Origin of the sequence: Enterobacter cloacae complex sp. (assembly GCF_900322725.1) — a bacterium.
Classification (GTDB): domain Bacteria; phylum Pseudomonadota; class Gammaproteobacteria; order Enterobacterales; family Enterobacteriaceae; genus Enterobacter; species Enterobacter quasihormaechei.
Genome location: NZ_LT991960.1, coordinates 39,539 through 65,087 on the forward strand (window position 1 = coordinate 39,539; position 25,549 = coordinate 65,087).

The 25,549-nt window shown below is 54.3% G+C and carries 25 protein-coding genes; all 25 read left to right on the forward strand.

From position 1 onward, the window contains the following. Positions 1 to 11: 11 nt before the first annotated feature. Positions 12 to 401 (forward strand): hypothetical protein, encoded by a 390-nt coding sequence (locus tag DBR02_RS26410; RefSeq protein WP_004194992.1) that lies wholly within the window; start codon positions 12 to 14, stop codon positions 399 to 401. Beyond that, positions 398 to 1,387: a conjugal transfer pilus assembly protein TraU gene (gene traU, locus DBR02_RS26415; RefSeq protein WP_009309872.1), complete on the forward strand. Its 990-nt coding sequence runs from the start codon at positions 398 to 400 to the stop codon at positions 1,385 to 1,387. Before DBR02_RS26410 ends, traU begins: the two co-directional genes overlap by 4 nt. Positions 1,388 to 1,399: 12 nt before the next feature. Next, positions 1,400 to 2,038, forward strand: a complete 639-nt coding sequence (gene trbC, locus DBR02_RS26420; RefSeq protein WP_011977786.1) for a type-F conjugative transfer system pilin assembly protein TrbC — start codon at positions 1,400 to 1,402, stop codon at positions 2,036 to 2,038. A 58-nt stretch (positions 2,039 to 2,096) separates the two neighbouring features. Beyond that, positions 2,097 to 4,052 (forward strand): type-F conjugative transfer system mating-pair stabilization protein TraN, encoded by a 1,956-nt coding sequence (gene traN / locus DBR02_RS26425; RefSeq protein ID WP_107535768.1) that lies wholly within the window; start codon positions 2,097 to 2,099, stop codon positions 4,050 to 4,052. Between the two features lie 31 nt (positions 4,053 to 4,083). After that, positions 4,084 to 4,338 (forward strand): conjugal transfer protein TrbE, encoded by a 255-nt coding sequence (locus DBR02_RS26430; RefSeq protein ID WP_004195500.1) that lies wholly within the window; start codon positions 4,084 to 4,086, stop codon positions 4,336 to 4,338. Then, positions 4,316 to 4,564, forward strand: coding sequence for a hypothetical protein (locus tag DBR02_RS26435; protein ID WP_004152675.1), 249 nt, complete (start codon positions 4,316 to 4,318; stop codon positions 4,562 to 4,564). The genes DBR02_RS26430 and DBR02_RS26435 overlap by 23 nt, the downstream gene beginning before the upstream one ends. A 12-nt stretch (positions 4,565 to 4,576) precedes the next feature. Next, positions 4,577 to 4,903: a hypothetical protein gene (locus tag DBR02_RS26440; protein ID WP_004194451.1), complete on the forward strand. Its 327-nt coding sequence runs from the start codon at positions 4,577 to 4,579 to the stop codon at positions 4,901 to 4,903. A 20-nt stretch (positions 4,904 to 4,923) separates the two neighbouring features. After that, positions 4,924 to 5,676 (forward strand): type-F conjugative transfer system pilin assembly protein TraF, encoded by a 753-nt coding sequence (gene traF, locus DBR02_RS26445; protein ID WP_042946327.1) that lies wholly within the window; start codon positions 4,924 to 4,926, stop codon positions 5,674 to 5,676. A gap of 10 nt (positions 5,677 to 5,686) precedes the next feature. Continuing rightward, entirely contained in the window at positions 5,687 to 5,926 is a 240-nt protein-coding gene (gene traQ, locus DBR02_RS26450) for a type-F conjugative transfer system pilin chaperone TraQ (protein WP_009309875.1), read from the forward strand. Continuing rightward, positions 5,898 to 6,470: a type-F conjugative transfer system pilin assembly thiol-disulfide isomerase TrbB gene (gene trbB, locus DBR02_RS26455; protein WP_009309876.1), complete on the forward strand. Its 573-nt coding sequence runs from the start codon at positions 5,898 to 5,900 to the stop codon at positions 6,468 to 6,470. Before traQ ends, trbB begins: the two co-directional genes overlap by 29 nt. Further along, positions 6,463 to 6,891 (forward strand): hypothetical protein, encoded by a 429-nt coding sequence (locus DBR02_RS26460; protein ID WP_004152689.1) that lies wholly within the window; start codon positions 6,463 to 6,465, stop codon positions 6,889 to 6,891. Before trbB ends, DBR02_RS26460 begins: the two co-directional genes overlap by 8 nt. Further along, positions 6,878 to 8,248 carry a conjugal transfer pilus assembly protein TraH gene (traH, locus tag DBR02_RS26465; RefSeq protein WP_009309877.1) on the forward strand — a complete coding sequence of 457 codons (1,371 nt, stop codon included), beginning with the start codon at positions 6,878 to 6,880 and terminating at the stop codon, positions 8,246 to 8,248. The genes DBR02_RS26460 and traH overlap by 14 nt, the downstream gene beginning before the upstream one ends. Further along, a complete protein-coding gene (gene traG, locus DBR02_RS26470; protein WP_107535769.1) occupies positions 8,248 to 11,121 on the forward strand; it encodes a conjugal transfer mating-pair stabilization protein TraG in 2,874 nt (957 codons plus the stop codon). Before traH ends, traG begins: the two co-directional genes overlap by 1 nt. 734 nt (positions 11,122 to 11,855) lie before the next feature. Then, positions 11,856 to 12,548, forward strand: a complete 693-nt coding sequence (locus tag DBR02_RS26750) for a hypothetical protein (protein ID WP_009309879.1) — start codon at positions 11,856 to 11,858, stop codon at positions 12,546 to 12,548. Between the two features lie 125 nt (positions 12,549 to 12,673). Then, positions 12,674 to 14,983, forward strand: a complete 2,310-nt coding sequence (gene traD / locus DBR02_RS26485; protein ID WP_064343438.1) for a type IV conjugative transfer system coupling protein TraD — start codon at positions 12,674 to 12,676, stop codon at positions 14,981 to 14,983. Next, a complete protein-coding gene (gene traI, locus DBR02_RS26490) occupies positions 14,983 to 20,241 on the forward strand; it encodes a conjugative transfer relaxase/helicase TraI (RefSeq protein ID WP_107535770.1) in 5,259 nt (1,752 codons plus the stop codon). Before traD ends, traI begins: the two co-directional genes overlap by 1 nt. A 79-nt stretch (positions 20,242 to 20,320) precedes the next feature. Further along, the gene (gene traX, locus DBR02_RS26495) at positions 20,321 to 21,046 is read left to right on the forward strand and encodes a type-F conjugative transfer system pilin acetylase TraX (protein WP_107535771.1); all 726 of its coding nucleotides are present in this window, start codon (positions 20,321 to 20,323) and stop codon (positions 21,044 to 21,046) included. Positions 21,047 to 21,202: 156 nt separating this feature from the next. Then, positions 21,203 to 21,796 (forward strand): fertility inhibition protein FinO, encoded by a 594-nt coding sequence (locus DBR02_RS26500; RefSeq protein WP_023280883.1) that lies wholly within the window; start codon positions 21,203 to 21,205, stop codon positions 21,794 to 21,796. A 160-nt stretch (positions 21,797 to 21,956) separates the two neighbouring features. Then, positions 21,957 to 22,559, forward strand: a complete 603-nt coding sequence (locus tag DBR02_RS26505) for a PIN domain-containing protein (protein WP_162301190.1) — start codon at positions 21,957 to 21,959, stop codon at positions 22,557 to 22,559. Between the two features lie 49 nt (positions 22,560 to 22,608). Next, a complete protein-coding gene (locus DBR02_RS26510; protein WP_022644923.1) occupies positions 22,609 to 23,232 on the forward strand; it encodes a hypothetical protein in 624 nt (207 codons plus the stop codon). Between the two features lie 5 nt (positions 23,233 to 23,237). Further along, the gene (locus DBR02_RS26515; protein ID WP_020315132.1) at positions 23,238 to 23,888 is read left to right on the forward strand and encodes a DUF2726 domain-containing protein; all 651 of its coding nucleotides are present in this window, start codon (positions 23,238 to 23,240) and stop codon (positions 23,886 to 23,888) included. Continuing rightward, complete coding sequence (locus tag DBR02_RS26520; protein ID WP_022644921.1) at positions 23,885 to 24,193, forward strand: hypothetical protein; 309 nt, start codon at positions 23,885 to 23,887, stop codon at positions 24,191 to 24,193. The genes DBR02_RS26515 and DBR02_RS26520 overlap by 4 nt, the downstream gene beginning before the upstream one ends. Positions 24,194 to 24,290: 97 nt before the next feature. Next, positions 24,291 to 24,848 (forward strand): phospholipase D family nuclease, encoded by a 558-nt coding sequence (locus DBR02_RS26525; protein WP_022644920.1) that lies wholly within the window; start codon positions 24,291 to 24,293, stop codon positions 24,846 to 24,848. A gap of 131 nt (positions 24,849 to 24,979) precedes the next feature. Beyond that, positions 24,980 to 25,237, forward strand: coding sequence for a replication regulatory protein RepA (locus DBR02_RS26530; protein WP_022644919.1), 258 nt, complete (start codon positions 24,980 to 24,982; stop codon positions 25,235 to 25,237). Between the two features lie 242 nt (positions 25,238 to 25,479). Continuing rightward, on the forward strand, positions 25,480 to 25,549 hold a 70-nt coding region (tap, locus tag DBR02_RS26535), incomplete at its 3' end, for a RepA leader peptide Tap (RefSeq protein WP_107535775.1).

The window sequence follows — 25,549 nt, forward strand, 5'->3', positions numbered from 1 at the left end:
CAGGTGATTATATGACTATTACTGAGATTACTCTCGCAGCATTAATTGTTGTTCAGTGGCTTACGGTGGTTCGACAAAATAAAGAAATTAACCACCGACGTGAATGTGAAAGGCTTCTGAAAGAAAAAATTGACGATTATGAATTACAGAATAGTCGGTATTGTCGGTATGTTGAAGGCAAAGCAAGTCATCTCATCAGCGATATGGAAAAGGATTTGGATGAGCTTTTTCTTTTAAAACCACATGATGAGGACTCGTTCTGGCGGAAGGTTTACAGACTGGAGTTTATTTCCAACGTGCTGAAGGATTTCGCTAAGGGACAGGATTTAAAAAAGCAGAAAGAAATAATCGATGGTGTAAACAACATCTGGGAAAAATACAGGGGAAGGGATAATCAATGAGAAAAATATCATTTTTGTTTATCCTCCTGTTTTTTTCGTTAGTCCCTCAGGTACATGCAGATCCGTCGTGTGAAGGTCGATTCGTCAACCCGATCACCGATGTGTGCTGGCGCTGCATATTTCCTTTATCACTCGGCAGCGTGCAGGTTGGTAAAGGCGATCTGCCTGATACCAGCAATCCGGGTAGTCCCCTGCAGCTGTGTCCGGCGCCGCCACCGATTTTTGTTCGCCCCGGCCTGGCCATCGGGTACTGGGAGCCGATGGCCATGACGGACGTCAGCCGTTCGCCTGGCTGTATGGTCAATCTGGGGGGCTTCAGTATCAATCTCGGCAAGACCGGTATGGGGACCGCGAGAAAGGACGACAAGCAGGTGAACGGCGCTTTTTATCACGTTCACTGGTACAAGTACCCGCTGACCTACTGGCTGAACATCATCACCTCCGCAGGCTGTCTGGAAGGCGGAGACATGGATATAGCCTATCTGTCCGAGATTGACCCGACCTGGGTGGACAGCAGCCTCACCACTATTCTGAATCCGGAAGCCATCCTGTTTGCTAACCCCATCGCACAGGGGGCGTGCGCGGCTGACGCTATGGCCAGCGCGTTTCATATGCCACTCGATATTCTGTTCTGGTGTGCCGGCTCTCAGGGTTCGATGTACCCGTTTAGCGGCTGGGTAAGCAACGAGTCCAGTCCGCTGCAGTCCTCGTTACTTGTCAGCGAGCGCATGGCGTACAAGCTTCACCGGCAGGGACAAATTATGGAGAGCATCGGGAAGGACAAGGCGGTCTGCTATGAGTATCCGTCCCCGATCATCCCCAAAGAGCGCTGGCGCTATCAGATGGTGAACATGTACCCGGACAGCGGCCAGTGCCATCCCGTGGGGCGCAGCGTGATGCGCTGGGAGGCCGGTAAAAATCCACCCAACACCCGTAAGAACTATGGCTATCTGATGTGGCGTAAACGCAATTGTGTCTTTCTCTGACAGGAGTCTCTCATGAAATTAATGAATCTGTTTATGGTCATGCTTTTGCTGACCGGACGAGCGGTGTTGGCTGAAACCTCCTCTGTTACAGACAGAGAATGGCTGAAGCAGCAGGAGACCCTCAGCGAACAGCTGCGCCAGCATCCGGATAAACAGCTGCAGCAGGAGCTTGAGGCGCAAATCAACCGTAATCCTCTGCCCAAATCAGACCGCCAGTTTATCGATAATCTGGTCAGCCAGCAGAAAGCGGCGAATCAGGAAAAGCCAGCAGAAGGGGCGCTGTACTTTGTCTCCTTCTCGATACCTGAAGAGGGGCTGAAGCGGATGCTGCACGAAACCCGGCAGTACGGCATTCCGGCGACACTGCGTGGGCTCGTCAATAACGACATGAAGACCACCACTGACGCGGTGCTGCAGCTGGTGAAGGATGGCGTGACCGACGGCGTGCAGATCGACCCGACACTGTACACGCAGTACAGCATCCGGAGTGTGCCGTCTCTGGTGGTACGGTGTCAGGCCGGATATGACGTGGTACGCGGTAACATTCACGTCAAACAGGCGCTGGAGAAAGTGGCACAAACCGGTGACTGCGCACAGGTGGCCCGGCAAATACTTGATGCGCCCTCGAATGCCGCCGGGAGCCAGCCATGAAAGACAGACCGTACTTCATAGCGTTACCGGAAATGGTGAGGGATGAGGGAGGGCAGAAATGAAGACGGTTATTTCCGTGCATCATGCGCATTTTTTTGTCCTGAGCGCCTTTATCTGGCTGGCATCCCCAGCCTGCGCTGACAGTGGAAGCGACTATAAAGCTGGTTCGGATTTTGCGAAACAGGTGCAGGGCAATGGTCTGAACTCACTGAAAAATTTCAGTGGTGAGCAAAACCTGCCGGGGTATACCGACAGCCCTGATCAGACAAAATACTATGGCGGCGTCACTGCCAGCGGAGACAGCTCTCTGAAAAGCGATTCAGCCCTGGAGTTCAGCCAGGGAGATACCGGCAAAGCGATTACGGAGTCGTTCACGAACCGGCCACCGGATCAGATATCTCAGGATGCGCCGTTTATTCAGGCCGCAAAGGATACAGAATCCCGTGCCGACAGCATTGTCGGCGATACCGGACAGTCCTGTACCGCCCAGGTTGTGAACCGCAGTGAGTTCACAAACCATACCTGCGAACGTGATCTGCAGGTGGAAAATTTTTGCACACGGGAAGCGACCCTGAAGGATAACGCCACCACACAGAAAGTTAACCGAACCTATCAGCAGGTGGTGACGCTGAATTATGCCCGGAATACCCGGCAATGGAGTGGCAACCTGACGATCCCGACCAACGGTCGTCTGCTGAATGCCTCGGTGGATGGTGAGCCTCTGGTGATCCCCTGGATTGAAGAATGCGATTCCGAAGGGAAGGTGCGGGATAGCTGCAAGAGTGCAGTGAGTGAAAGCCTGACCCTCTTTGAACGAACGTTCCCCATTGATGTGATCAACTGGCCACGATCAGAATCGATATGTTCAGGCGGCCAGAACACGCATTGTACGAAATATACCTATGACGGGCAGGGGAAGATTCATCAGTCGTTTGGTGTGGACAAAGCGGTCACTGCTGGGCAGAACTTTGCCGTAAGCAAAACATCACGGACCGTATCATCGGGTAGCCAGAAACCCGTACAGGTCACGGTCACCCTGGTGATGGAGGAAACCGAAACCGTCTACGCGCCTGAAGTCGTCTGGGTTGAAAGCTGTCCGTTCAGTAAGGATGAAGGGACAAAAACGGGCGAGGAATGTATCAGCCCGGGAGGAACGCGAACCATCACCCTCGGAGGCAGGGATTACTCGTTCACGGAGGCCTGCTGGAAATATAAGGATACCTGGCTCACGCAGCCGGCGGACAACGGCTCCTGTGAAAGCCTGATGAAAAATACGGCCTGTACCCTGTCATCCCGTCAGTGCGCCTTCTCCAGTGAGGAAGGTACGTGCCTGCATGAATATGCAACGTATTCCTGCGAAACCAGGACGAGTGGCAAGCAAATGATCTGCGGCGGTGATGTCTTCTGCCTTGATGGTGAATGTGATAAAGCCACGTCCGGGAAGAGCAACGACTTTGGGCAGGCGGTGTCTGAGCTGGCGGCACTGGCTGCTGCGGGGAAGGACGTCGCGGCACTGAACGGGGTGGATGTCCGGGCCTTCACCGGAAAAGCGAAGTTCTGTAAGAAATTTGCTGCAGGCTTCAGTAACTGCTGCAAAGACAGCGGCTGGGGCCAGGATGTGGGGCTGGCACGCTGCAGCAGTGAGGAAAAGGCGCTGGCCAAAGCGAAAAAAGACAAGCTGACGGTCAGTATCGGGGAATTCTGCTCTAAAAAGGTTCTGGGTATTTGCCTGGAGAAAAAAAGGAGCTATTGCCAGTTCGACTCAAAACTGGCGCAGATCGTTCAGCAGCAGGGAAGAAACGGTCAGCTGCATATCGGTTTTGGCGGCGCCAGCAGTCCTGACTGTCGGGGGATTACGGTTGAAGAGCTCCAGAGGATCGACTTTAACATGCTTGATTTCACCAACTTTATGGACGACCTGATGAAAAATCAAAAAATACCGGAAAACGATGTGCTCACCAATAAAACCAGAGAACGAATTAAGGAAATCATGAGTCAGCAATCCGCGCAATAAACCATGCTGCCTAATAAAGAGACCGATAATCATGAAAATTAATTTTCACAAACAGCCTGCCATTGATTTTGTCCTGAGATTAACACTGACAGTAATCATTATTTCTCCGGTGATTTATTTCTCCTGGGATGCAGTCAAAGGGACGTCGGGAAGTGATTATGTCGAAAGTGTGGTCTTTATTCTTATGGCTGGCTTTGCCATGTCTGTGTGTTATTTATTTTTCTCAGTCCTGGAGAAAGTTATAAATGCAAGGAAAAGCAAAGATGAATCGATATATCACGATTGAGAAATTTATAGACATTCTGAATGAAGAGAATTTACCCCAGGAGCATCATGTTATGGTGCTGGCTGTTCTTGCGGATATCTCTCTGCATACAGACAGGTTCCTGATTAACTCGTCCGAACTGGTTCAGATGGCCGCTCAGTACTCACCTGCTTTCCAGAAACTGCCAGCGGACCGGCAGGCTTTTATATCTTCAGTACTGAGCATGCCGCTATTCCTTATTATGTGACCAGGAGAGTCAATGGAAGAGAAAAAAGCATACGGGCTGGTCATGGTGTTTGTCGGGGTGTTTGTCTTTCTCCTGGTTAGCATTATGTCGTACAGCCTGTGGCGGGACAGGCAGGTTAACGCATTTATGACAACCAACCGGGCCTGGGGGATCCAGTGCGACACTGTTTCTCAGGCCGCGTGGGTGATCAGGGACGGGGAGCGGGTGGACCTTCAGATAAATCATCTGCCTCTGTACTGCAGCGGTTACCGCTTTGAAGCCCGTGATGATGCAGGAAAGATACAGCGCCAGCTCGATAAATACAGTGTCTATCAACATCTGTCACGCCAGTCGCAATAATTCATAAAAGGGTATTTGCCATGCGAACAATACATGCCGCCATGCTGGCGGGGTGCCTTTGCTGCACCCTGATGCCGGCTTTCGCCAAAGACGCGGGCTGGCAGTGGTACAACGAGAAACTGAAGCCCCGTGATGAGGAAAAGCCAGCCGCACCAGCGGCACCACCGCCGCAAATGGATATTCTGGAGAAACTCGCCACACTCCAGGCGGCCACCAAACGGTCGCTGTACGAGGCCATTCTGTATCCATCGTCTGAAAACTTCGTGAAGTATTTCCGGCTGCAGAACTACTGGACGCAGCAGGCAGGTTTGTTCTCGATGAGTGCGAAGAAAGCGATGCTGGAAAACCCCGAACTCGATTACAACCTGCAGCACAGCTACTACAACGGCACGGTAAAAAACCAGCTCGCTGCCGACTATGCCGAACAGCGACAGGCTATCTCCACCCTCGCACAGCACTACGGCGTGATGTTCTTCTACCGGGGCCGGGAAGCGATCGATGGCCAGCTGGTCCAGGTGATTAAAAATTTTCGCGAAACCTATGGCCTGAGCGTGATACCGGTGTCGGTTGACGGAGTGATTAACCCCATGCTGCCCGACAGCCGGACGGACCAGGGCCAGGCAGAGCAGCTTGGCGTGAAGTTCTTCCCCGCGATGATGCTGGTTAACCCGAAAAGTGGCCAGGTTAAGCCTCTCAGTTACGGCTTTATCAGTCAGGACGACCTGGCGAAACAGTTCCTCTATGTCTCCAGCGACTTTAAACCGAATTTCTAAGGAGTGTGTCATGCGAAATATTCGTTTTCCGGATTTAGATATCACCGGGATGTGGGTGCTGGCCGTGGGCGTGTTTTTCCACCTGATAGCCCGGCTTGTCAGAAAGCAGCCTGAGCTGGCCGTCCAGGCCGGGGAAATCTTCGGGCTGGGTATGGTGGTGTTTGGGGGATACCGCATTCTTAACGCCCTGATTGCTGAAGCCGAAAAAGAGGAGAAAGCCTGTGAAAAGCAGCCTGAAGAACATCGCTAAGACGCCGCTGGCGGCGCTGGCTCTTTCCCTTGCTCTGGCCGGGATGGCACAGGCGGGAACGCTCGATGAGGTGAAGTCGCTCTGGGATCCGCGGGGAATCTCCGGTAGTGAAACAGCTTTCCCGCAGAGCGACATTCCCCAGGCGGTGAGCGGGGCATCTCAGCCACGCTGGTTACGACTCAGCAACGGAAAGCAGGTGGACCTGCGCGACTGGAAAGTGGTGCTGTTCATGCAGGGACACTGTCCCTACTGTCATAAATTTGACCCGGTGCTGAAGCAGCTGGCCGGACAGTATGGCTTCTCCGTGTTCTCTTACACCATTGACGGACAGGGTGATGACGCGTTTCCGGAGTCTCTGCCGGCGCCTCCTGACGTGATGCAGACCTTTTTCCCCAATATCCCGGTGGCTACACCGACCACGTTTCTGGTGAACGTAAACACGCTGGCTGCGTACCCGATCCTGCAGGGCGCCACGGATGCGCAGGGCTTTATGGCCAGAGTGGATACGGTATTTCAGATGATGGAGAACCCGAATAATGGATAATCTCAACAAAATATATTCTTCGATACCCGTACTGGAAAGAAATAAACGCCTGAAGTTATCCCGGCAAAAGAGATTCGATGTTTATTATTGTCTCGCTTTTATGTTTGGTTTTGCCGGATTATTTCTGTGGTGGGGAAGCCATGCTTTTTTCAATGTGTTCACTGACCTGTTAACCCCGCCGGAAAAACTGGAGTCGGCAAATAACATCATCAATCAGTGGAATGTCCTGATGTATTTCGTTCCCTTTATTCTTTTCTCGCTTTCCATTGGTTGTCTGGCAACGGCTTTACTGGGGGTACTCATTGCCGAACTAGCTTTTTGGTTTGAATATGCCTTTGAAAAAAGCTTCCAGAGATATTTAAACCGCAACCTTCGACGGAAAAATAAAATGAAAGAAGGAGAGCCTGATGTTCATCCGTAAACCATTATCGGTGCTTTGTGGGATGTTGCTAGGGGTGTCATTGACGGCGGCTGCAGATGTTAACGGTGACATGAATAACTTCTTCAATAAGCTGGGGTTTGCGTCCAATACCAGCCAGCCGCAGGTCTGGCAGGGACAGGCTGCGGGCTACGCCTCCGGCGGTTCGCTGTATGCAAGAACGCAGGTGAAAACGATCCAGCTGGTCAGCATGACCCTGCCGGATATTAACGCCGGCTGCGGCGGCATCGATGCGTACCTGGGGTCGTTCTCCTTTATCAACAGCGAGCAGCTGCAGCGCTTTGCCAAACAAATTATGTCCAACGCCGCGGGCTACTTCTTTGACCTTGCCCTGCAGACTACGGTTCCGGAGATCAAAACCGCGAAGGATTTCCTTCAGAAGATGGCGAGCGACATTAACAGCATGAACCTCAGCTCCTGCCAGGCCGCACAGGGCATTGTGGGCGGTCTGTTTCCACGGACCCAGGTGGCGCAGCAAAAGGTCTGCCAGGACATTGCCGGCGAGAGCAACATTTTTTCGGACTGGGCGGCTTCCCGTCAGGGCTGTTCGGTGGGGGGGCAGATGGACAAAGTGCAGGATAAAGCCAGCGATAAGGACAAGGAGCGTGTGATGAAGAATATCAACATTATGTGGAATGCCCTGTCCAAAAACCGGCTCTTTGATGACAACAAGGAGCTGAAGGAATTCGTCATGACCCTGACCGGGACGCTGATTTTTGGTGAGAACAGTGAAATTACCCCGCTGCCGGCACGCACCACCGACCAGGATCTGATTAAAGCCATGATGGAGGGCGGCACGGCGAAAATCTACCACTGCAATGATTCGGATAAGTGCCTGAAGGTGGTGGCCGATGCCAGCGTGACGATTTCTGACAAGAAGGCGTTGAAAAATCAGATATCAGCTCTGCTGAGCAGTATCCAGAACAAGGCCGTAGAGGACGTCGCATTGACGGAGCAGGAGAAAGGGTTTATCTCCAGCACCACCATCCCGGTGTTCAAATACCTGGTCGATCCGCAGATGCTCGGGGTGTCTAACTCACTTATTTACCAGCTGACGGACTATATCGGCTACGACATCCTGCTGCAGTACATTCAGGAACTTATCCAGCAGGCCCGGGCGATGATCTCAACCGGTAATTATCCCCAGTCGACAATGGATATGATCATGGAAAACCTCAACCAGGCGAGTGTCCAGATTGCCGCTTTCCAGTCCCGCGTTCAGGTCCAGCAGGACGCCTTGCTTGTGGTTGACAGACAAATGAGTTACATGCGCCAGCAGGTCTCTGCCCGCATGATGACCCGCTACCAGAATAACTATCATTTTGGGGGGAATCAGTAATGCTTGAGATATATGCCATTGCAGGCGGTGACTGGTTACGGGGCAACCTGAACGCGATTGCGGCGTTTATGGGGACCGGCACATGGTCGACCATAGAAAAGATGTGTATCGCCATCTCGGTACTCATTGTGGCGGGGAGCTGGGTAAAAAAACACAACGTAATGGACCTGATTGGCTGGGTCTTTTCGCTCACCCTGGTCTCTATGCTGGTTGTCATTCGCACCCCTGTGCAGATCATCGATTACAGTAACGTTGCGCAGGTCTATGAAGTCGATAATGTTCCAATTGGTCTGGCCATTCCGGCGTCGCTGACAACACGGGTGGGAAACGCGCTTATCCAGAGTTATGAGATGGTCTTCTCTCTGCCGGACAGTGTCACGTACAGTAAAACGGGGATGCTATTTGGCAGTAATCTGGTCGCGAAAAGTACGGATTTTTTATCACAAAATCCTGAAATTACGACGCTGTTCTCCGATTACGTACAAAACTGTGTGATGGGCGACATTTTCCTCAATCATAAGTACTCTTTTGAGGATTTACTGAATTCACCTGACCCGTACACCCTGATTTTTGCAAACCCGAGTCCACTGCGCCAGGTTCCCAATAACAGCTATAATTTTTTGGATAAAAACTATCTTGGTACCACATTTATCAGTTGCCAGGAGGCGGCGACGGAGCTGAAACAACGCCTTGCACTGGATACCCAGACAGGCGGTAAAACCTGGAACTACTATGTTCGTCAGCTGTTTGGCGGCAAACCTAATCCCGATCTGCTTTTCAGCCAGATGATTGGCGACAGCTACAATTACTTCTACAGCTCAGGACAGAGCGCCGGGCAGATTATCCGCCAGAACGTCACGATGAACGCCCTGCGCAGCGGGATCCAGAGTTATGCAGCCCGCAGCGGCGATACCGCCAGTCTGGTCAATATCGCTAACACATCATCCCTTGAAAAGCAGCGGCTGGCACAGGCCACAATGGGGCACCAGGCGCTTCGCACACTTCCGCTGATGCAGACCGTTATCATGGGGATAATGATTGGGATGTTCCCGATCATGGTGATGGCCGCCATGTTTAATATGATGACGCTGCAGGTGCTAAAGGGGTATGTGTTTGCGCTTATCTGGCTGCAGACGTGGCCATTACTGTTCGCCATCCTGAACAGCGCAATGGCGTATTACGCCAGACAAAACGGTGTGCCGGTGGTGCTGTCTGAACTCTCGCAGGTTCAGCTCAAAAACTCGGATATTGCGACCACCGCGGGCTATATTGCCGTGATGATACCGCCTTTGTCGTGGGGGATCGTGAAGAGCATGGGAGCAGCCTTCTCCAGTGCCTACAGCCATTTTTCTTCTTCCGGGCTTGGTGCAACATCGCAGGCGGCTTCCGGCGTGGTGGACGGCAATTACTCGTTTGCCAACATGCAGATGGAGAACGTCAGCGGCTACAGCTGGGGAACGAACAGCACAACCAGTTTCGGACAGATGTCGCGTCAGCTGGGGAATGGAGGGATGAGTACCCAGACCCGGGATGGTTCAACGGTCCTGGACAGTAGTGGCGCCATGTCAAAACTGCCGGTGGATATCAACGTCGGTCGTCAGATAGCCAGTGCGCAGCAGCAGATGGCCAGGGAGGCCGATGTCCAGGCCGAAAGCGCACTGCATGGTTATAACAGCAGCGTCACCAGTGCCTGGAATAGTCTGCAGCAATTTGGCACCAATAAAGGGAACAGTGCATCAACAACGACCGGGGCCGATACTACCGAGTCTTCGCAGGATTCGATGGCCAGAAGCAAAATGTGGAATGCGGTTGTTGCTAATGCGAAAGCCAACAACATTAGCAATGAGCAGTCTTTCCAGAATTTAATGGATGAGTCAAGAAAAAGAACAATATCGGGTGAGTTGTATGGCGGTGCTAAAATTGATTCTTCTGATGCAGCTCTTGGGAAAATAGGGAGCTGGGTTACCGGAGGCAGTATATTTGGTGGTGTTAAAGTGGCAGCCAGTGGTGCCGCCAGTACGGGGTCAACGGATACTGTTGGACGATCAGGTAGGCATTCTGAAGATAATCGCCATGATACCAGCACTCAGGCGGCGAAAGACTTTAAGGAAGCATCCGATTACTTTACCAGCCATAAAACAACCACATCAGGCAATAACACCGATAACAATGCCAGTTCGCGTGTTGACCAGTTTGCCGCGTCACTCTCCAGTGCCAAAAACAGCTATGACCAGTATACAAGCAGCCGGACACGCAGCCACGAGTACAGTGAGATGGCTTCGCGTACAGAGAGCATGACTGGCCAGATGAGCGAGAATCTCACTCAGCAGTTTGCGAACTTTGTTCAGCATCGTGCACCTCAGGACGCTGAAACTATTCTGACCAACACCAGTTCTCCTGAAGTTGCGGCGCAGCGTGAAGCCCTGGCGCGTGAATTCGTCAAAGAGCAGGTTGAACCCAGGGTTGATGGTGCGTATCAACAGGGTCGCGAAAGCATCGGTCAGAATATGTCTGGGGTGTCAGGCGGTGGCGACAATGGTTCGGTCATGGCGGACTACGGACATAATGCCGGCCGTATTGATGCCATGACCAAAGAGGCGGGTATTAAGGATGATGTGGGGCAAAAAGTGGATGGGATGATTGCAGAGAATAAACAACAGCATCAGGAAGCCCGAGAAAAAATACAACAGCAAGGTGTTGAGGTGAAAAAAGAGAATGCTGAACTGGAAAAAGACCACAAAACAAAAGAAAATGATTTCAAAAATTCTTATAATGATAAGAAAGAACATCATACCAGACTGCCTGGCGCGGACTCAACCAAAGAGCTACTGGATAAGGCAACAAAATTAGAAAACGATAAATCAAAGAGATAGGGAGGAAGGGATGATAACCCATCAAATAATACAAAGTGAAGTTGAAGAGTTAAAACGGATTCTGACTGAGAAGGATTTGATGATCCCCTCGTTCTGGAGTTGTATCTGGCCTGGACTGACATGTATGTTATGGTTTCTTCTTTCATCCTATTTTTCGTACTGGCTAAGTGATTATGCTTCTGGTATTGATAAAATAACAGTTATGGTTTTTGCGGGTGCGATGGGTTTTTTTTCCATCGTAGTGACAGCTAAAACGCGATCTTATTTTCTTTCGCTACCTGAATCATTCAGGAAAAATTCAAGGTTTGTTAATTTTCTTCTGGCTAAATGTAAGATGTATGGGGTCTGTATCTTATTTATATTTCCATGTTTAGCATTTTATTTTTCATTTACTCATCTAGATTCTATTATCTTCTGTGTAATAACATTCTTCTGCATAATAGTTACGGTTATGGTGATGAATATTGATCTCGGTCGTTATCAGTTAACTACTCTGACGTCTGTTATTGAATCGGTTAAAAATAAAGAAATAAAACTGCAATAACAACTGAGTTCCTGCTCTCTACTAACCGAATCTAATCGTTCGGTTAGTAAACCTTTTGTTCTTCATTTCTTAATTTTTACGGTTTTTTCCTAATATAAACGGTGAACAGTTGCGCAATTTATTTGTGCATCTGTGAGGCGTTGCCGCCTTTGGCGGTGTCTTTTCGTCTTTATTTGAGTAGAGGTTATTTATGACAATATCTGAACCTGTCAGGTCTCTTGATGCACATGAACTGATGCCTGGCGATATTTACCCACATCCTGCAGCGGGGGGAATTGATTCCCTGTCACATCGCGAGGTCTGTTCTCTCTTCAGTGACCACATCATGTATATCTGCAGCGCGTTAGTTATTCTTCTGCTTGTTTTCATCGCAGGTGTCTTTTTCCGAAAATTAATGACGTCTTCCACGGGACGTAAGCGAGACACGGCGTCAGTTATTCCCAATACAAAGCCAGAAGCACAGAGCAAAACGGAATACTTCCATCTTTCCATATGTGTGGAAGGCCCGGCCAGCACGGATGACTCCGCCTTGTCCTCTCTTGCCTCCCGTGTTGTCCGCGAAGCTGAAAATCTGTATATCCCCGGCGTCAATCGCCGCGACAGCGCTGACGACGTGTTTGCCTGGTCCGTGCAGACTCAGTTTCCTTCTGACAGGCTCTTCGGCACACGGATTTTCCCGTCGACCGGCTGGTTTGAACGTCCGGATATGATTAAACCTCCGGTGAAATGCTACTGCGTCTGCCTGCAGTACACGGCTGAAACATTGCCATCCACACTGCATGCCCTGGTCGATGAGGCCGGACGGCAGGTGGCGAAGTCATACATTAAAGGCGGACATTGCCCTGGCTCAGAGGGCTATAGCTTCTGCATAACCTCTGAATAGCAGCCAGTATCCGGCCTGGCCATCTATGGATCCGGGCATGACTGTAATCCTGTTTTCTGTGCCGGTGTGTTTCCGCTGATTAATTTGTCCTTCCGACCCTAATACTTTACTGACGGATTAGTGCCATGAGTTTCAATGCCAAAGATATGACGCAGGGCGGTCAGATCGCCAATATGCGCTTTCGCATGTTTGGTCAGATTGCCAATATTATTTTCTACGTGCTGTTTATTTTATTCTGGGTGCTGTGCGGACTGATGCTGATGTACCGGCTCAGCTGGCAGACCTTTGTGAACGGCTGCGTATACTGGTGGTGTACGACGCTGGGTCCGATGCGCGATATTATTCGCTCCCAGCCGGTATACACCATTCAGTATTACGGCCAGTCGCTGGAATATACCTCAGAACAAATCCTGGCCGATAAATATACTATCTGGTGTGGAGAGCAGCTGTGGACTGGTTTCGCCTTTGCTGCCGTGGTTTCTCTTGTTATCTGTATCGTGACGTTCTTCATCGCCAGCTGGGTGCTGGGCCGCCAGGGGAAACAGCAGAGTGAGGATGAGAACACCGGCGGGCGCCAGCTTTCCGATAAACCCAAAGAAGTGGCCCGTCAGATGAAGCGTGATGGTGTGGCCTCCGATATTAAAATTGGCGACCTGCCTATCCTTAAAAACTCCGAAATCCAGAACTTCTGCCTCCACGGTACCGTGGGTTCCGGTAAATCAGAAGTGATCCGCCGGCTACTGAATTATGTCCGTGCCCGGGGCGATATGGCCATCATTTACGATCGCTCCTGTGAGTTCGTCAAAAGCTATTACGACCCGTCACTGGATAAAATCCTCAACCCGCTGGACTCGCGCTGCGCGGCCTGGGATTTGTGGAAAGAGTGCCTGACGCTGCCGGACTTCGACAACATCTCCAACACCCTTATCCCGATGGGTACCAAAGAAGACCCGTTCTGGCAGGGCTCCGGTCGCACTATCTTTGCCGAAGGCGCGTACCTGATGCGTGAAGACAAGGATCGCAGCTACGAGAAGCTGGTCGATACCATGCTGTCCATTAAAATCGACAAGCTGCGCGCCTATCTGCAGAACACGCCGGCAGCGAACCTGGTTGAAGAGAAAATTGAGAAAACGGCCATCTCCATTCGTGCCGTGCTGACCAACTACGTCAAGGCTATTCGCTACCTGCAGGGCATTGAGAAGAACGGCGAGCCGTTCACTATCCGGGACTGGATGCGCGGTGTCCGTGAGGACCGACCCAATGGCTGGCTGTTTATCTCCTCCAACGCTGACACCCATGCTTCCCTGAAGCCGGTTATCTCGATGTGGCTGTCAATTGCTATCCGCGGCCTGCTGGCGATGGGGGAGAACCGTAACCGGCGCGTGTGGATTTTCGCCGACGAGCTCCCCACGCTGCACAAGCTGCCGGACCTGGTCGAAATCCTCCCGGAGGCGCGTAAATTTGGTGGTTGTTATGTGTTCGGTATTCAGTCCTATGCCCAGCTGGAAGATATCTATGGCGTCAAGCCTGCCGCCACGCTCTTTGACGTGATGAACACCCGGGCCTTCTTCCGCTCACCGAGTAAGGAGATTGCGGAGTTTGCTGCCGGTGAAATTGGTGAGAAGGAAATCCTCAAGGCCAGCGAGCAGTATTCTTACGGTGCTGACCCGGTGCGTGATGGTGTATCGACCGGGAAAGAAAAAGAGCGGGAAACGCTGGTCAGTTACTCCGATATTCAGACGCTGCCTGACCTGTCCTGCTATGTCACGCTGCCCGGGCCGTATCCGGCCGTGAAACTGGCCCTCAAATACAAACCGCGTCCGAAAATTGCCGAAGGATTTATTCCTCGCACTCTCGATGCGCGGGTGGATGCGCGGCTCAGTGCGCTGCTTGAAGCGCGGGAAGCTGAAGGCAGTCTTGCCAGGGCGCTTTTCACGCCGGATGCCCCGGCATCCGGGCCAGATGATGCCGGCAGTCACGCCGGTGAACAGCCTGAGCCGGTCAGTCAGCCTGCGCCAGCAGTAATGACGGTAACTCCTGCACCGGTAAAATCGCCGCCGACAACAAAGCGTCCGGCAGCGGAACCCTCCGCCAGGACAGCTGAGCCTCCCGTCCTGCGGGTCACGACCGTACCGTTGATCAAACCAAAAGCAGCCGCAGCGGCCGGAACTGCCGCAACAGCATCCTCTGCCGGTACCCCTGCTGCAGCGGCAGGCGGGACAGAACAGGTACTGGCGCAGCAGTCCGCAGAACAGGGGCAGGCCATGCTGCCGGCCGGTATGAACGAGGACGGTGTGATTGAAGACATGCAGGCGTATGACGCCTGGGCTGATGAGCAGACGCAGCGGGATATGCAGCGGCGTGAAGAGGTCAATATCAACCACAGCCACCGCCACGATGAGCAGGATGATCTCGAAATTGGGGGGAATTTCTGATGCTCAGTTTCAGCCAGGTTAAATCGGCGGGTAGTGCCGGTAACTACTACACAGAGAAAGACAACTACTACGTTATCGGGAGCATGGAGGAGCGCTGGCAGGGTAAAGGCGCAGAAGCGCTGGGGCTTGAAGGAAAGGTAGACAAGCAGATCTTCACGGAGCTACTGCAGGGAAAGCTACCTGATGGCAGCGACCTGACCCGGATTCAGGATGGCGTGAATAAGCACAGGCCCGGCTACGATCTGACGTTCTCAGCACCGAAGAGTGTATCGATGCTGGCTATGCTGGGTGGTGATAAGCGTCTTATCGACGCTCATAATCGCGCGGTGACAGTGGCTCTTAATCAGGTGGAGTCCCTGGCCAGCACGCGGGTGCAGAAAGACGGCGTTTCTGAAACAGTCCTGACCGGGAATCTGATTATTGCCCGCTTTAACCACGATACATCGCGCGCTCAGGACCCACAGATACACACGCACAGCGTGGTTATCAATGCGACACAGAACGGCGATAAATGGCAGACGCTGGCCAGCGATACCGTCGGTAAAACCGGGTTTTCCGAAAACATACTGGCCAACCGCATCGCTTTCGGAAAGATATACCAGAACACTCTCAGGGCCGATGTTGAGTCTCTGGGTTACAGGACAGTGGATGCGGGTAAGAACGGTATGTGGGAGATGGAGGGCGTGCCGGTTGAGTCGTTTTCCACCCGCAGTCAGGAACTCAGGGAGGCCGCCGGACCCGATGCCTCCCTGAAGTCCCGGGATGTGGCCGCGCTCGATACCCGAAAGTCGAAAGAAGCCATCGATCCGGCAGAGAAGATGGTGGAGTGGATGAACACGCTGAAGGAGACCGGGTTTGACATCCGGGGGTACCGTGAGGCCGCCGATGCGCGAGCCGCAGAGCTGACCCGTGCACCTGCCGCACCGGTGAACACTGACGGTCCGGATATCACGGATGTGGTGACGAAAGCGATTGCCGGTCTCAGCGACCGCAAGGTGCAGTTCACGTATGCCGACCTGCTGGCACGCACGGTCGGCCAGCTGGAGGCGAAGGACGGTGTGTTTGAGCTGGCGAGAAAGGGCATCGATGCCGCCATTGAACGGGAGCAGCTTATCCCTCTCGATCGCGAGAAAGGCCTGTTCACCTCAAACATCCACGTTCTCGATGAACTCGCCGTCAAAGCCCTGAGTCAGGAGGTGCAGCGCCAGAATCATGTCTCCGTCACGCCCGATGCGTCTGTGGTGCGCCAGGTTCCTTTCAGCGATGCCGTCAGCGTGCTGGCGCAGGATCGCCCGGTCATGGGTATCGTTTCCGGTCAGGGCGGTGCAACCGGCCAGCGGGAGCGGGTGGCCGAGTTAACCCTGATGGCCCGGGAGCAGGGGCGCGACGTCCATATCCTGGCGGCCGATAACCGTTCACGTGATTTTCTCGCCGGGGATGTGCGTCTGGCCGGGGAAACGGTAACCGGTAAATCCGCCCTGCAGGACGGGACGGCGTTTATTCCGGGCGGAACACTCATCGTGGATCAGGCGGAGAAGCTGAGCCTGAAGGAAACGATTTCCCTGCTCGATGGCGCGATGCGCCATAACGTGCAGGTCCTGCTCTCCGACAGCGGGAAGCGCAGCGGGACCGGCAGCGCGCTGACCGTACTGAAGGACAGCGGCGTGAATACGTATCGCTGGCAGGGTGGCCATCAGACCACAGCCGACATCATCAGTGAACCGGATAAAGGCGCACGCTACAGCCGGCTGGCACAGGAGTTTGCCGTCAGCGTGCGTGAAGGGCTGGAAAGCGTGGCGCAAATCAGCGGGACGCGTGAACAGAGCGTACTCAACGGCCTTATCCGTGACTCCCTCAGAAATGAGGGAGTGCTGGGTGAGAAAGACACGACCATTACAGCCCTGACGCCGGTATGGCTGGACAGCAAAAGCCGGGGCGTGCGGGATTATTACCGGGAGGGGATGGTGATGGAACGCTGGGATCCGGAGACCCGGACGCACGATCGCTTTGTCATTGACCGGGTGACCGGGAGCAGCAATATGCTGACCCTGAAAGACCGGGAAGGGGTCCGTCTGGATCTGAAGGTTTCCGCGGTCGACAGCCAGTGGACGCTGTTCCGGGCAGATACACTGCCGGTGGCCGAGGGGGAACGTCTGGCGGTGCTCGGGAAGATACCGGACACACGCCTGAAGGGCGGGGAGAGCGTCACGGTGATGAAAGTGGAGGACGGGCAGCTGACGGTACAGCGGCCGGGGCAGAAAACCACGCAGACCCTGTCCGTGGGCGCGGGCGTGTTTGACGGTATTAAAATCGGCCACGGCTGGGTGGAAAGTCCCGGCCGGTCGGTTAGCGAGACGGCAACGGTCTTTGCGTCGGTGACGCAGCGTGAGCTGGATAACGCCACCCTCAACCAGCTGGCGCAGAGCGGAAGTCACCTCCGGCTGTACTCGGCGCAGGATGCGGCGCGCACGACGGAGAAGCTGTCGCGGCATACCGCCTTCAGCGTGGTCTCAGAGCAGCTGAAGGCCCGATCCGGCGAGACGGACCTGGATGCGGCCATTGCGCAGCAGAAGGCCGGACTGCATACCCCGGCTGAACAGGCCATTCACCTGGCCATCCCGCTGCTTGAGAGCCAGGACCTGACCTTCTCCCGGCCCCAGTTGCTGGCGACGGCAATGGAAACCGGGGGCGGGAAGGTTTCGATGGCGGACATCGACACGACCATTCAGGCACAAATCAGGTCGGGGCAGTTGCTGAATGTACCGGTGGCGCCCGGCCGCGGCAATGACCTGCTGATATCCCGTCAGGCCTGGGACGCCGAGAAAAGCATCCTGACCCGGGTGCTGGAAGGCAAAGACGCGGTGGCCCCCCTGATGGACCGCGTGCCGGCCAGTCTGATGACGGACCTGACCGCCGGACAGCGGGCGGCGACCCGGATGATTCTGGAAAGCACGGACCGGTTCACGGTGGTTCAGGGGTATGCCGGGGTGGGGAAAACCACCCAGTTCCGGGCAGTCATGAGTGCCATCAGTCTGCTGCCGGAAGAGACCCGTCCGCGCGTCATCGGTCTGGCGCCGACGCATCGCGCGGTCGGGGAAATGCAGAGTGCCGGCGTGGACGCGCGCACGACGGCGTCGTTCCTCCACGACACGCAGCTGCTGCAGCGCAATGGCCAGACACCCGATTTCAGCAACACCCTGTTCCTGCTCGACGAGAGCTCGATGGTGGGGCTGGCCGATATGGCAAAAGCCCACTCCCTCATCGCCGCCGGCGGTGGACGGGCGGTGCCCAGCGGGGATACCGACCAGCTGCCGCCCATCGCGTCGGGCCAGCCGTTCAGGCTGACGCAGCAGCGCAGCGCCGCCGACGTTGCCATTATGAAAGAGATTGTGCGCCAGATACCTGAGCTGCGACCGGCGGTCTACAGCCTGATTGAGCGGGATGTGCACCGCGCCCTGACCACCATCGAGCAGGTCACGCCGGAGCAGGTGCCGAGAAAAGAAGGCGCCTGGGCGCCGGGCAGTTCTGTGGTGGAATTCACGCCGACGCAGGAAAAGGCGATACAAAAGGCGCTGAGCGAGGGGAAAACCCTGCCGGCAGGTCAGCCCGCGACGCTCTACGAGGCGCTGGTGAAGGACTATACCGGACGGACCCCGGAGGCACAGTCGCAGACGCTGGTGATCACCCATCTGAATAAGGACCGCCGGGCGCTGAACAGTCTGATCCATGACGCACGGCGGGAGAACGGGGAAACCGGCAAAGAGGAAATCACCCTGCCGGTGCTGGTCACGAGTAACATCCGTGACGGTGAACTGCGCAAACTGTCGACCTGGACGGCTCACAAGGAGGCGGTGGCGCTGGTTGATAACGTATACCACCGTATCAGCAAAGTGGATAAGGATAATCAGCTGATCACCCTGACAGACAGTGACGGAAAGGAGCGATATATCTCTCCCCGTGAAGCCTCTGCTGAAGGTGTGACGCTTTATCGCCAGGAAAAGATCACCGTGTCTCAGGGGGACCGAATGCGCTTCAGCAAAAGTGACCCGGAGCGCGGCTATGTGGCCAACAGTATCTGGGAGGTGCAGTCTGTTGCGGGTGACAGTGTCACGCTGTCTGATGGCAAAACCACCCGCACGCTGACCCCGAAGGCGGATCAGGCGCAGCAGCATATCGACCTCGCCTACGCCATCACGGCTCACGGCGCCCAGGGGGCCAGCGAACCGTATGCCATCGCGCTGGAAGGGGTGGCCGGTGGTCGGGAACAGATGGCCAGCTTTGAGTCTGCCTATGTGGCTTTATCCCGCATGAAACAGCATGTGCAGGTTTACACCGACAGCCGTGAGGGCTGGATAAAGGCCATCAAGCATTCACCTGAGAAAGCGACGGCGCACGATATTCTTGAACCCCGTAACGACCGGGCGGTGAAAAGCGCCGATCTGCTGTTCGGGCGGGCAAGGCCACTGGATGAAACCGCCGCTGGCCGGGCAGCCCTGCAGCAGTCCGGTCTGGCTCAGGGAAATTCACCGGGAAAATTCATTTCTCCGGGGAAAAAGTACCCTCAGCCGCATGTGGCGCTGCCGGCATTTGATAAAAACGGGAAAGCCGCCGGTATCTGGCTCAGCCCGCTGACCGATCGGGACGGACGGCTGGAGGCCATCGGCGGAGAGGGACGAATTATGGGCAATGAAGACGCCCGGTTTGTGGCGCTGCAGAACAGCCGCAATGGTGAAAGCCTGCTGGCCGGGAATATGGGGGAGGGGGTCAGAATGGCCCGCGACAATCCCGATACCGGGGTGGTGGTGCGGCTGGCCGGTGATGACCGCCCCTGGAACCCCGGGGCCATAACCGGTGGGCGGGTATGGGCTGAACCGGCGCCGGTGGCTCCGGTACCGCAGGCCGGGGCTGACATTATCCTCCCGCCAGAGGTACTGGCACAGCGGGCGGCAGAAGAGCAGCAGCGCCGGGAAATGGAAAAAAAGGCGGAACAGACTGCCCGGGAAATGGCCGGGGAGGCGCGTAAAGCCGGCGAGCCGGCGGACCGGGTGAAAGAGGTTATCGGGGACGTCATTCGCGGACTGGAGCGTGACCGGCCGGGTACGGAGAAAACGACGCTACCGGATGATCCTCAGTTCCGGCGCCAGGAGGAGGCGATTCAACAGGTGGCCTCAGAACGTCTGCAGCGTGAGCGTCTGCAGGCTGTGGAGCGGGACATGGTTCGTGACCTTAACCGCGAGAAAACCCTCGGGGGCGACTGACGCGCCTGCGGCTTGTCTGCTCCGGCAGCCTCCCCGATTAAAATCGGGCAGTCTGCCGGAGCGCTAAAAGGAAAAAAACATGAGAGCACAACACACATTTCCAGGTGCGACAGACCGCTGGCTTCATCGCCTGCTGACCTGGGCACCGGGACAAACGGATATGATTAAAACGGTCGCACTGGTACTGATGGTGACTGACCACACCGGCTTACTGCTGGCCGGAAACAATGAAGTGATGCGCCTGCTGGGACGGGGCTGTTTTCCGCTGTTCGGTCTGGCATGGGGAATGAATCTGGCCCGGCACGCGGAAATACGCCAGTCGCAGCTGAACAGCCTGTGGGGCTGGGCGCTGGTCGCCCAGGTGTCGTTTATGCTCATCGGGTACCCGTGGTATTCCGGGAATATTCTGTTCGCCTTTGCCGTTACGGGCCAGGTCCTGCGGTGGGTCAGCCAGCCGTCCTGGTATTACACCCTCCCGGCGGCTGGACTGCTTGTCACCTGGATACCCCTGTCGACCGCCAGCTACGGCATGGCCGGAGTGGGTATGCTCACCGCCAGCTGGCTGCTTTGTCGCGCACAGCATGCACCGGAACGGCTGGGATACGGGGTGCTGTGGGCCCTCATGGTGTTGCTGATGAATATGAATGACCTGAGTGAATCAGTGGCCGGGCTGGCGATTGCTCTGCTGGCGCTGATGGTGTGCTCATCTGCCGGAGAGCGTGTGAAACGCTTCTGGCCACGGCAGTTCTTCGTGATGTTCTATGCCGTTCACCTGGCGGTACTCGGTATTGTCGTCTCGATGTAAAAAAAAACCGGACACAGGTCCGGGGGGCGGGCACATTGCCCGTAAACGTGACAAAGGGGACATCATCGTTGTGTCCACTGCATTGCGAGGTGAAACGATGATACCGTTAGCGTATCGTATAGCACAGACCTGTAGCTTTTATTGATATGGCCCCTTATGAGTGAAGAAAAACGCCCTGTACTGAGCCTGAAACGAAAACCGGCGGAGAACAGCACGGCCCCCGCAGAGGCAACCCCTGCTCCTGGTGTGGTGCGCCGAAAGAAGGTCGTGGTGGTCTCGTCCCCGCCGGCCTGGAAGGCAAAGAAAGCGAAACTTGAGAAGGCTAAACAAGCGGCCGAAGCCGACGCGCGCAACGCTGCGCCGGCGCCGGATAAAGCGGTAAAGACGCCACCTCCGGTGCGTTATCTTCGCCTGCTGCCGCCGGAACAGGCCATCATGACCCTGAAGGCATTCTGGCCACAGCTGTTCGACGGAAACTCACCCCGTCTGCTGGCGACGGGAATGCGCGAGCAGCTGTTTGCCGACATTGTGAACCGCGACCTGCCGCTGTCGCATAAACAGGTCATTAAGTGCCTGAAGAGTCTGACCCGGTCTGCGGGCTATCTGTCCCGGATGAAGGTGGGGGCCTCCCGCTATGATCTGCAGGGGAATGCCGTTGCGACCGTCACTGCAGAGGAAGCGCAGTACGCCAGTGAGCGCATGATGAAGGAGCTGCTGCGAGCTGAACGAAAGATGAGTCAGACCCTTTAATTATATTTACCCATTCCTGATAATTATACCTGGGAATCCTCAGCTAATAGATGTAACGAAAATTAGCTGAGGGTATGCCTGAAATAGCAACAGGTATTCATTTTATATTTGCCGCATTACAGGCTGCGGCATCATAACTGTCCGTGCAGACAGATTCTGGATGACGATGACTGAAAAAATTATTGCTCTCGTAGATTATGAAAATATTGGTACACTTGAAAGTGTCCGTCTGTCCCGTTATGAACGCCTTATTTTATTTACCGGGCCTCAGCAGGAGTTTATACGTTTTCCAGCTGTAACGTATGCAGGTGATATATCGGTAAGCGTATTCCAGGTTGCGAATGTGTCAAAAAATAATGTGGACTTCCATCTGGTGTTTGAGCTGGGAAGACTTAGCGCGACTGCACCGGAAGAGACGATATTTCATATTATCTCGAATGATAAAGGCTATGATGGCGTCATTGCCGGGCTATGCAGGGCGGGGAGACGATGTTGCCGTATACCATCGCCTTGCTCTGCAGAGAAACCGAAGGCGGCACTTATGGTAATCAGTAACGATGAAGTGCTGCACCTGACCGATAAAGTCCAGTCATTAAGTAAAAAATCTGCAGGGAACCGCCCGGCGAATACTTCATCCCTGATGAACTATATTAAATCCCTGTCCGGTAATACAAAAGGCATGGCGCTTTATGGTCGCGTTAAAGAGGAATTAATCAGGCGAGGTGTGATAGCGGTGTATGAGAAAACTGTGGTCTGGCGATAATGAAATTAGGACGGCGGTAAAGGTTATTTTTATCTAAAAAGGAATCAATATGTTTAAATATTTTATTCTGCGCGCACAGCAGCAGCTGTTCTGTTATTTCTGCGGCATCTTGCTTGCGCTGGTTCTGATGCTTCTGTTGTCTCCTGTTTCCCGTGGGAGTGAATTTTATCTGGTTGCGTTGTCTGTTGCGCTGTTCTGGGCCGGGCTTGCCCTGTACACCCGTCACACCGACCGGATGAGAAAGCCGGAGGTCTCACCGCAGGTACATATCCGCGACGGTATTCAGGTGGTGGCCATGCTGCCGCGCCATGAAAAGGCCCGTCTGGAGTGGGAAATTCTGCAGGATGCGGACGTGTATCGCCGTCAGATGCTTGCCCTTCTGGACCTGGTTCAACGGTGCGTCAGCCGGGGGCTGATATACGCGCCGGCGGTGATGCTGGCTGGTCTGTGCTTTCTTGCCTGGGGATTTCCGCAGGATGCTGTTCGGGTCTTCAGCGCCCTGCGGGAAATGCCCGCCACAGACCTTGTGCATCAGACCGGATTTGTCCTGCGCTACGTCCTGCTGATTTCCGTCATGTCGGCTCTGATTGCCGATGTTCTGGCCGGGAGAGGATTGCCGAACGCCTTTCGCCGCGCATTGCTGGACAGGCTGCCGGCAGAGGCAAAGGAATAAACAGCATGGCGAAAATACTAATGATGGCAGGCAGTACCATTGTTGTGCTGAGTCTGCTGGGGTTTCTGGTTTTGCTTCTGAAAGGACGGGCCGTAACGAAGACATCTCCGGTCCTGATGTCACTGAAAGCCCTGGGGATTCGCCCCTCAGAGGCCGAGCAGCGATTGTGTCGCCAGCGGGTCTGGGTGGGAAACGACACGTTGATGACACCACGGGAACAACACTTTTACCGGGCACTGCTGAGGCATACCAGCCGTAAGCGCTGGCTGTTATGCCCGCAGGTCCGGGTGGCGGATATTGCCACACTCGCTCCCCACATCCGGCCACGTTCCCGGACCTGGTGGCAACTCTTCCGCATGGCGTCTCAGTGGCACTGCGACGTGGTCATCGTTGATATCCGCACCTTTGCTATCGTTGGCGCGATTGAACTTGATGACGCCTCACATCTTAAAAAACAGCGTATCCGGCGCGACATCCTGCTGGAAGAGGTACTGAGGCAGGCGGGTATCCCGCTGCTGCGCGACCGGGACTCAGAGAAACTGGTCAGGCGAGTCAGTGAGTTTCTGAAATACCGTGAAGCTGAAACCGACGAAATATCTGCATCCGGCACAGCTTTACCGACAGCGCATACTGAACGCCGGGAGGACGAAAAATGATTGTGCCCGTAGAGGTTGACCGCGATGCGCGGGGCTACTGGACACACCCGGCGTTAATCCGGAGTTGCTGCCAGACCACGCCACAGCTGATGTGGTGGTTGCGCGTCCAGAAGCTGGAGTGCTTCGTGATGAGTATGCGTGACGAGTCTACAGAGGCATTCTGTGCCGGATGGGATGATGGCCCGCCTGACGCTTCAGCATGGGAGCTGGTTCCTCCGCCCGGTAAGGGTTGGTTTCTTGGTTCAGTACATCCACGGGAGGAGGGGCCGGAATGCTACTGGTTCCGTCATACCACAAAAGCCTGACGCCTCCGCAGGGCGTCGTTGTCCAACCCCGGAGGCGGGGAAAAACCAGTTTCCCCCGCCCCCGGCGTTTCTGAATTCATCCAGTGAAGGAAATACTGTGAAAGTAAATCGTACTCTCCTCAGATGGTGTCTGCCCGGACTGGTCAGCCTGAGCCTGTGCGCACCCGTACCGGCCGTTTATGCCGCGAACATCGAGACCGGATTTTCCCCGGAAGGAACCGCCCTGCAGCTGGTTCTGAAAACCATTACGACCGCACAACAGGAAATCCGGCTGATGGGCTATTCGTTCACGTCTCCGGAGGTGGTCAGGGCGCTTGTCGGAGCAAAACGCCGGGGCGTGGATGTGAAAGTCGTTCTGGACCACAAAGCCAATACCGGCGAGCGTAACAAGGCCAGCCGTGCAGCCATGAATCTGCTGATCAGCGCGGGTATACCGGTCCGGACGGTGGATACCTACAAGATCCTGCACGACAAAGTGATTATCGCTGACGGGCGTAATACGGAGGTCGGTTCGTTCAACTTCAGTCGCGCCGCCGATCGTGCCAATTCAGAGAACGTGCTGGTCGTGTGGGATGACCCTGTTGTTGCTCAACGCTATCTGCAGCACTGGTCGTCACGCTGGTCGAAGGGAACGGACTGGAAACAGACGTACTGATAACGCCTTAAACGATCCCCGGACGTAAACCGTGCGCCAACGCGGGTTACGTCCATAAAGTCAGTCGCTGATTTAAAAATTCTGTAGTATCCTCTGCAAACAATGCATGTTGAATTGCTGAGGAGGCAGAGATGTCGCAGATTGAAAATGCTGGAACTTCCTCATCGAAAACGAAACGAGTCAATCGAAAAAGGCAACCTTTATCGGGAGCAGAGAAACAGAAAATGTTTGTTTCCCGTAAAAAAGAAACGCATAAAGCAATTAATGTCTTTATCGATAAACAACTTAAAGATGATCTTGTCCAGCTGTGTGAAACCACAGGATTGACTCAGACTCAGATGATTGAACGCTGGATTCAGAGTGAAAAAGCCCGTATTTTCAACCCATAATTCGGTCACTAAGTAACTTTGTTGATAGTCATTCAGCTAAATGCTAGATTGATGATCGTTTAAAGAATGTTGATGGCTGGCCACGCCTTAAGGTGGCAGGGAACTGGTTCTGATGAGGTATCTACCCGGGACCAGAAAAGAGAAAACCCACTAATCTTCTGAAACTTGGCGGATTCGTAGATTAAGTGGGTTGTCATTAAAACTGCATAGAAGCTGTTGCTCTATGCAGGGAGTATAGTTTTATGCTCAGAAAACTGCAATACCCGTTTCTGTGTCATTTGCTCCTTCCGTGCAACATAAGCGCGGGAAGGT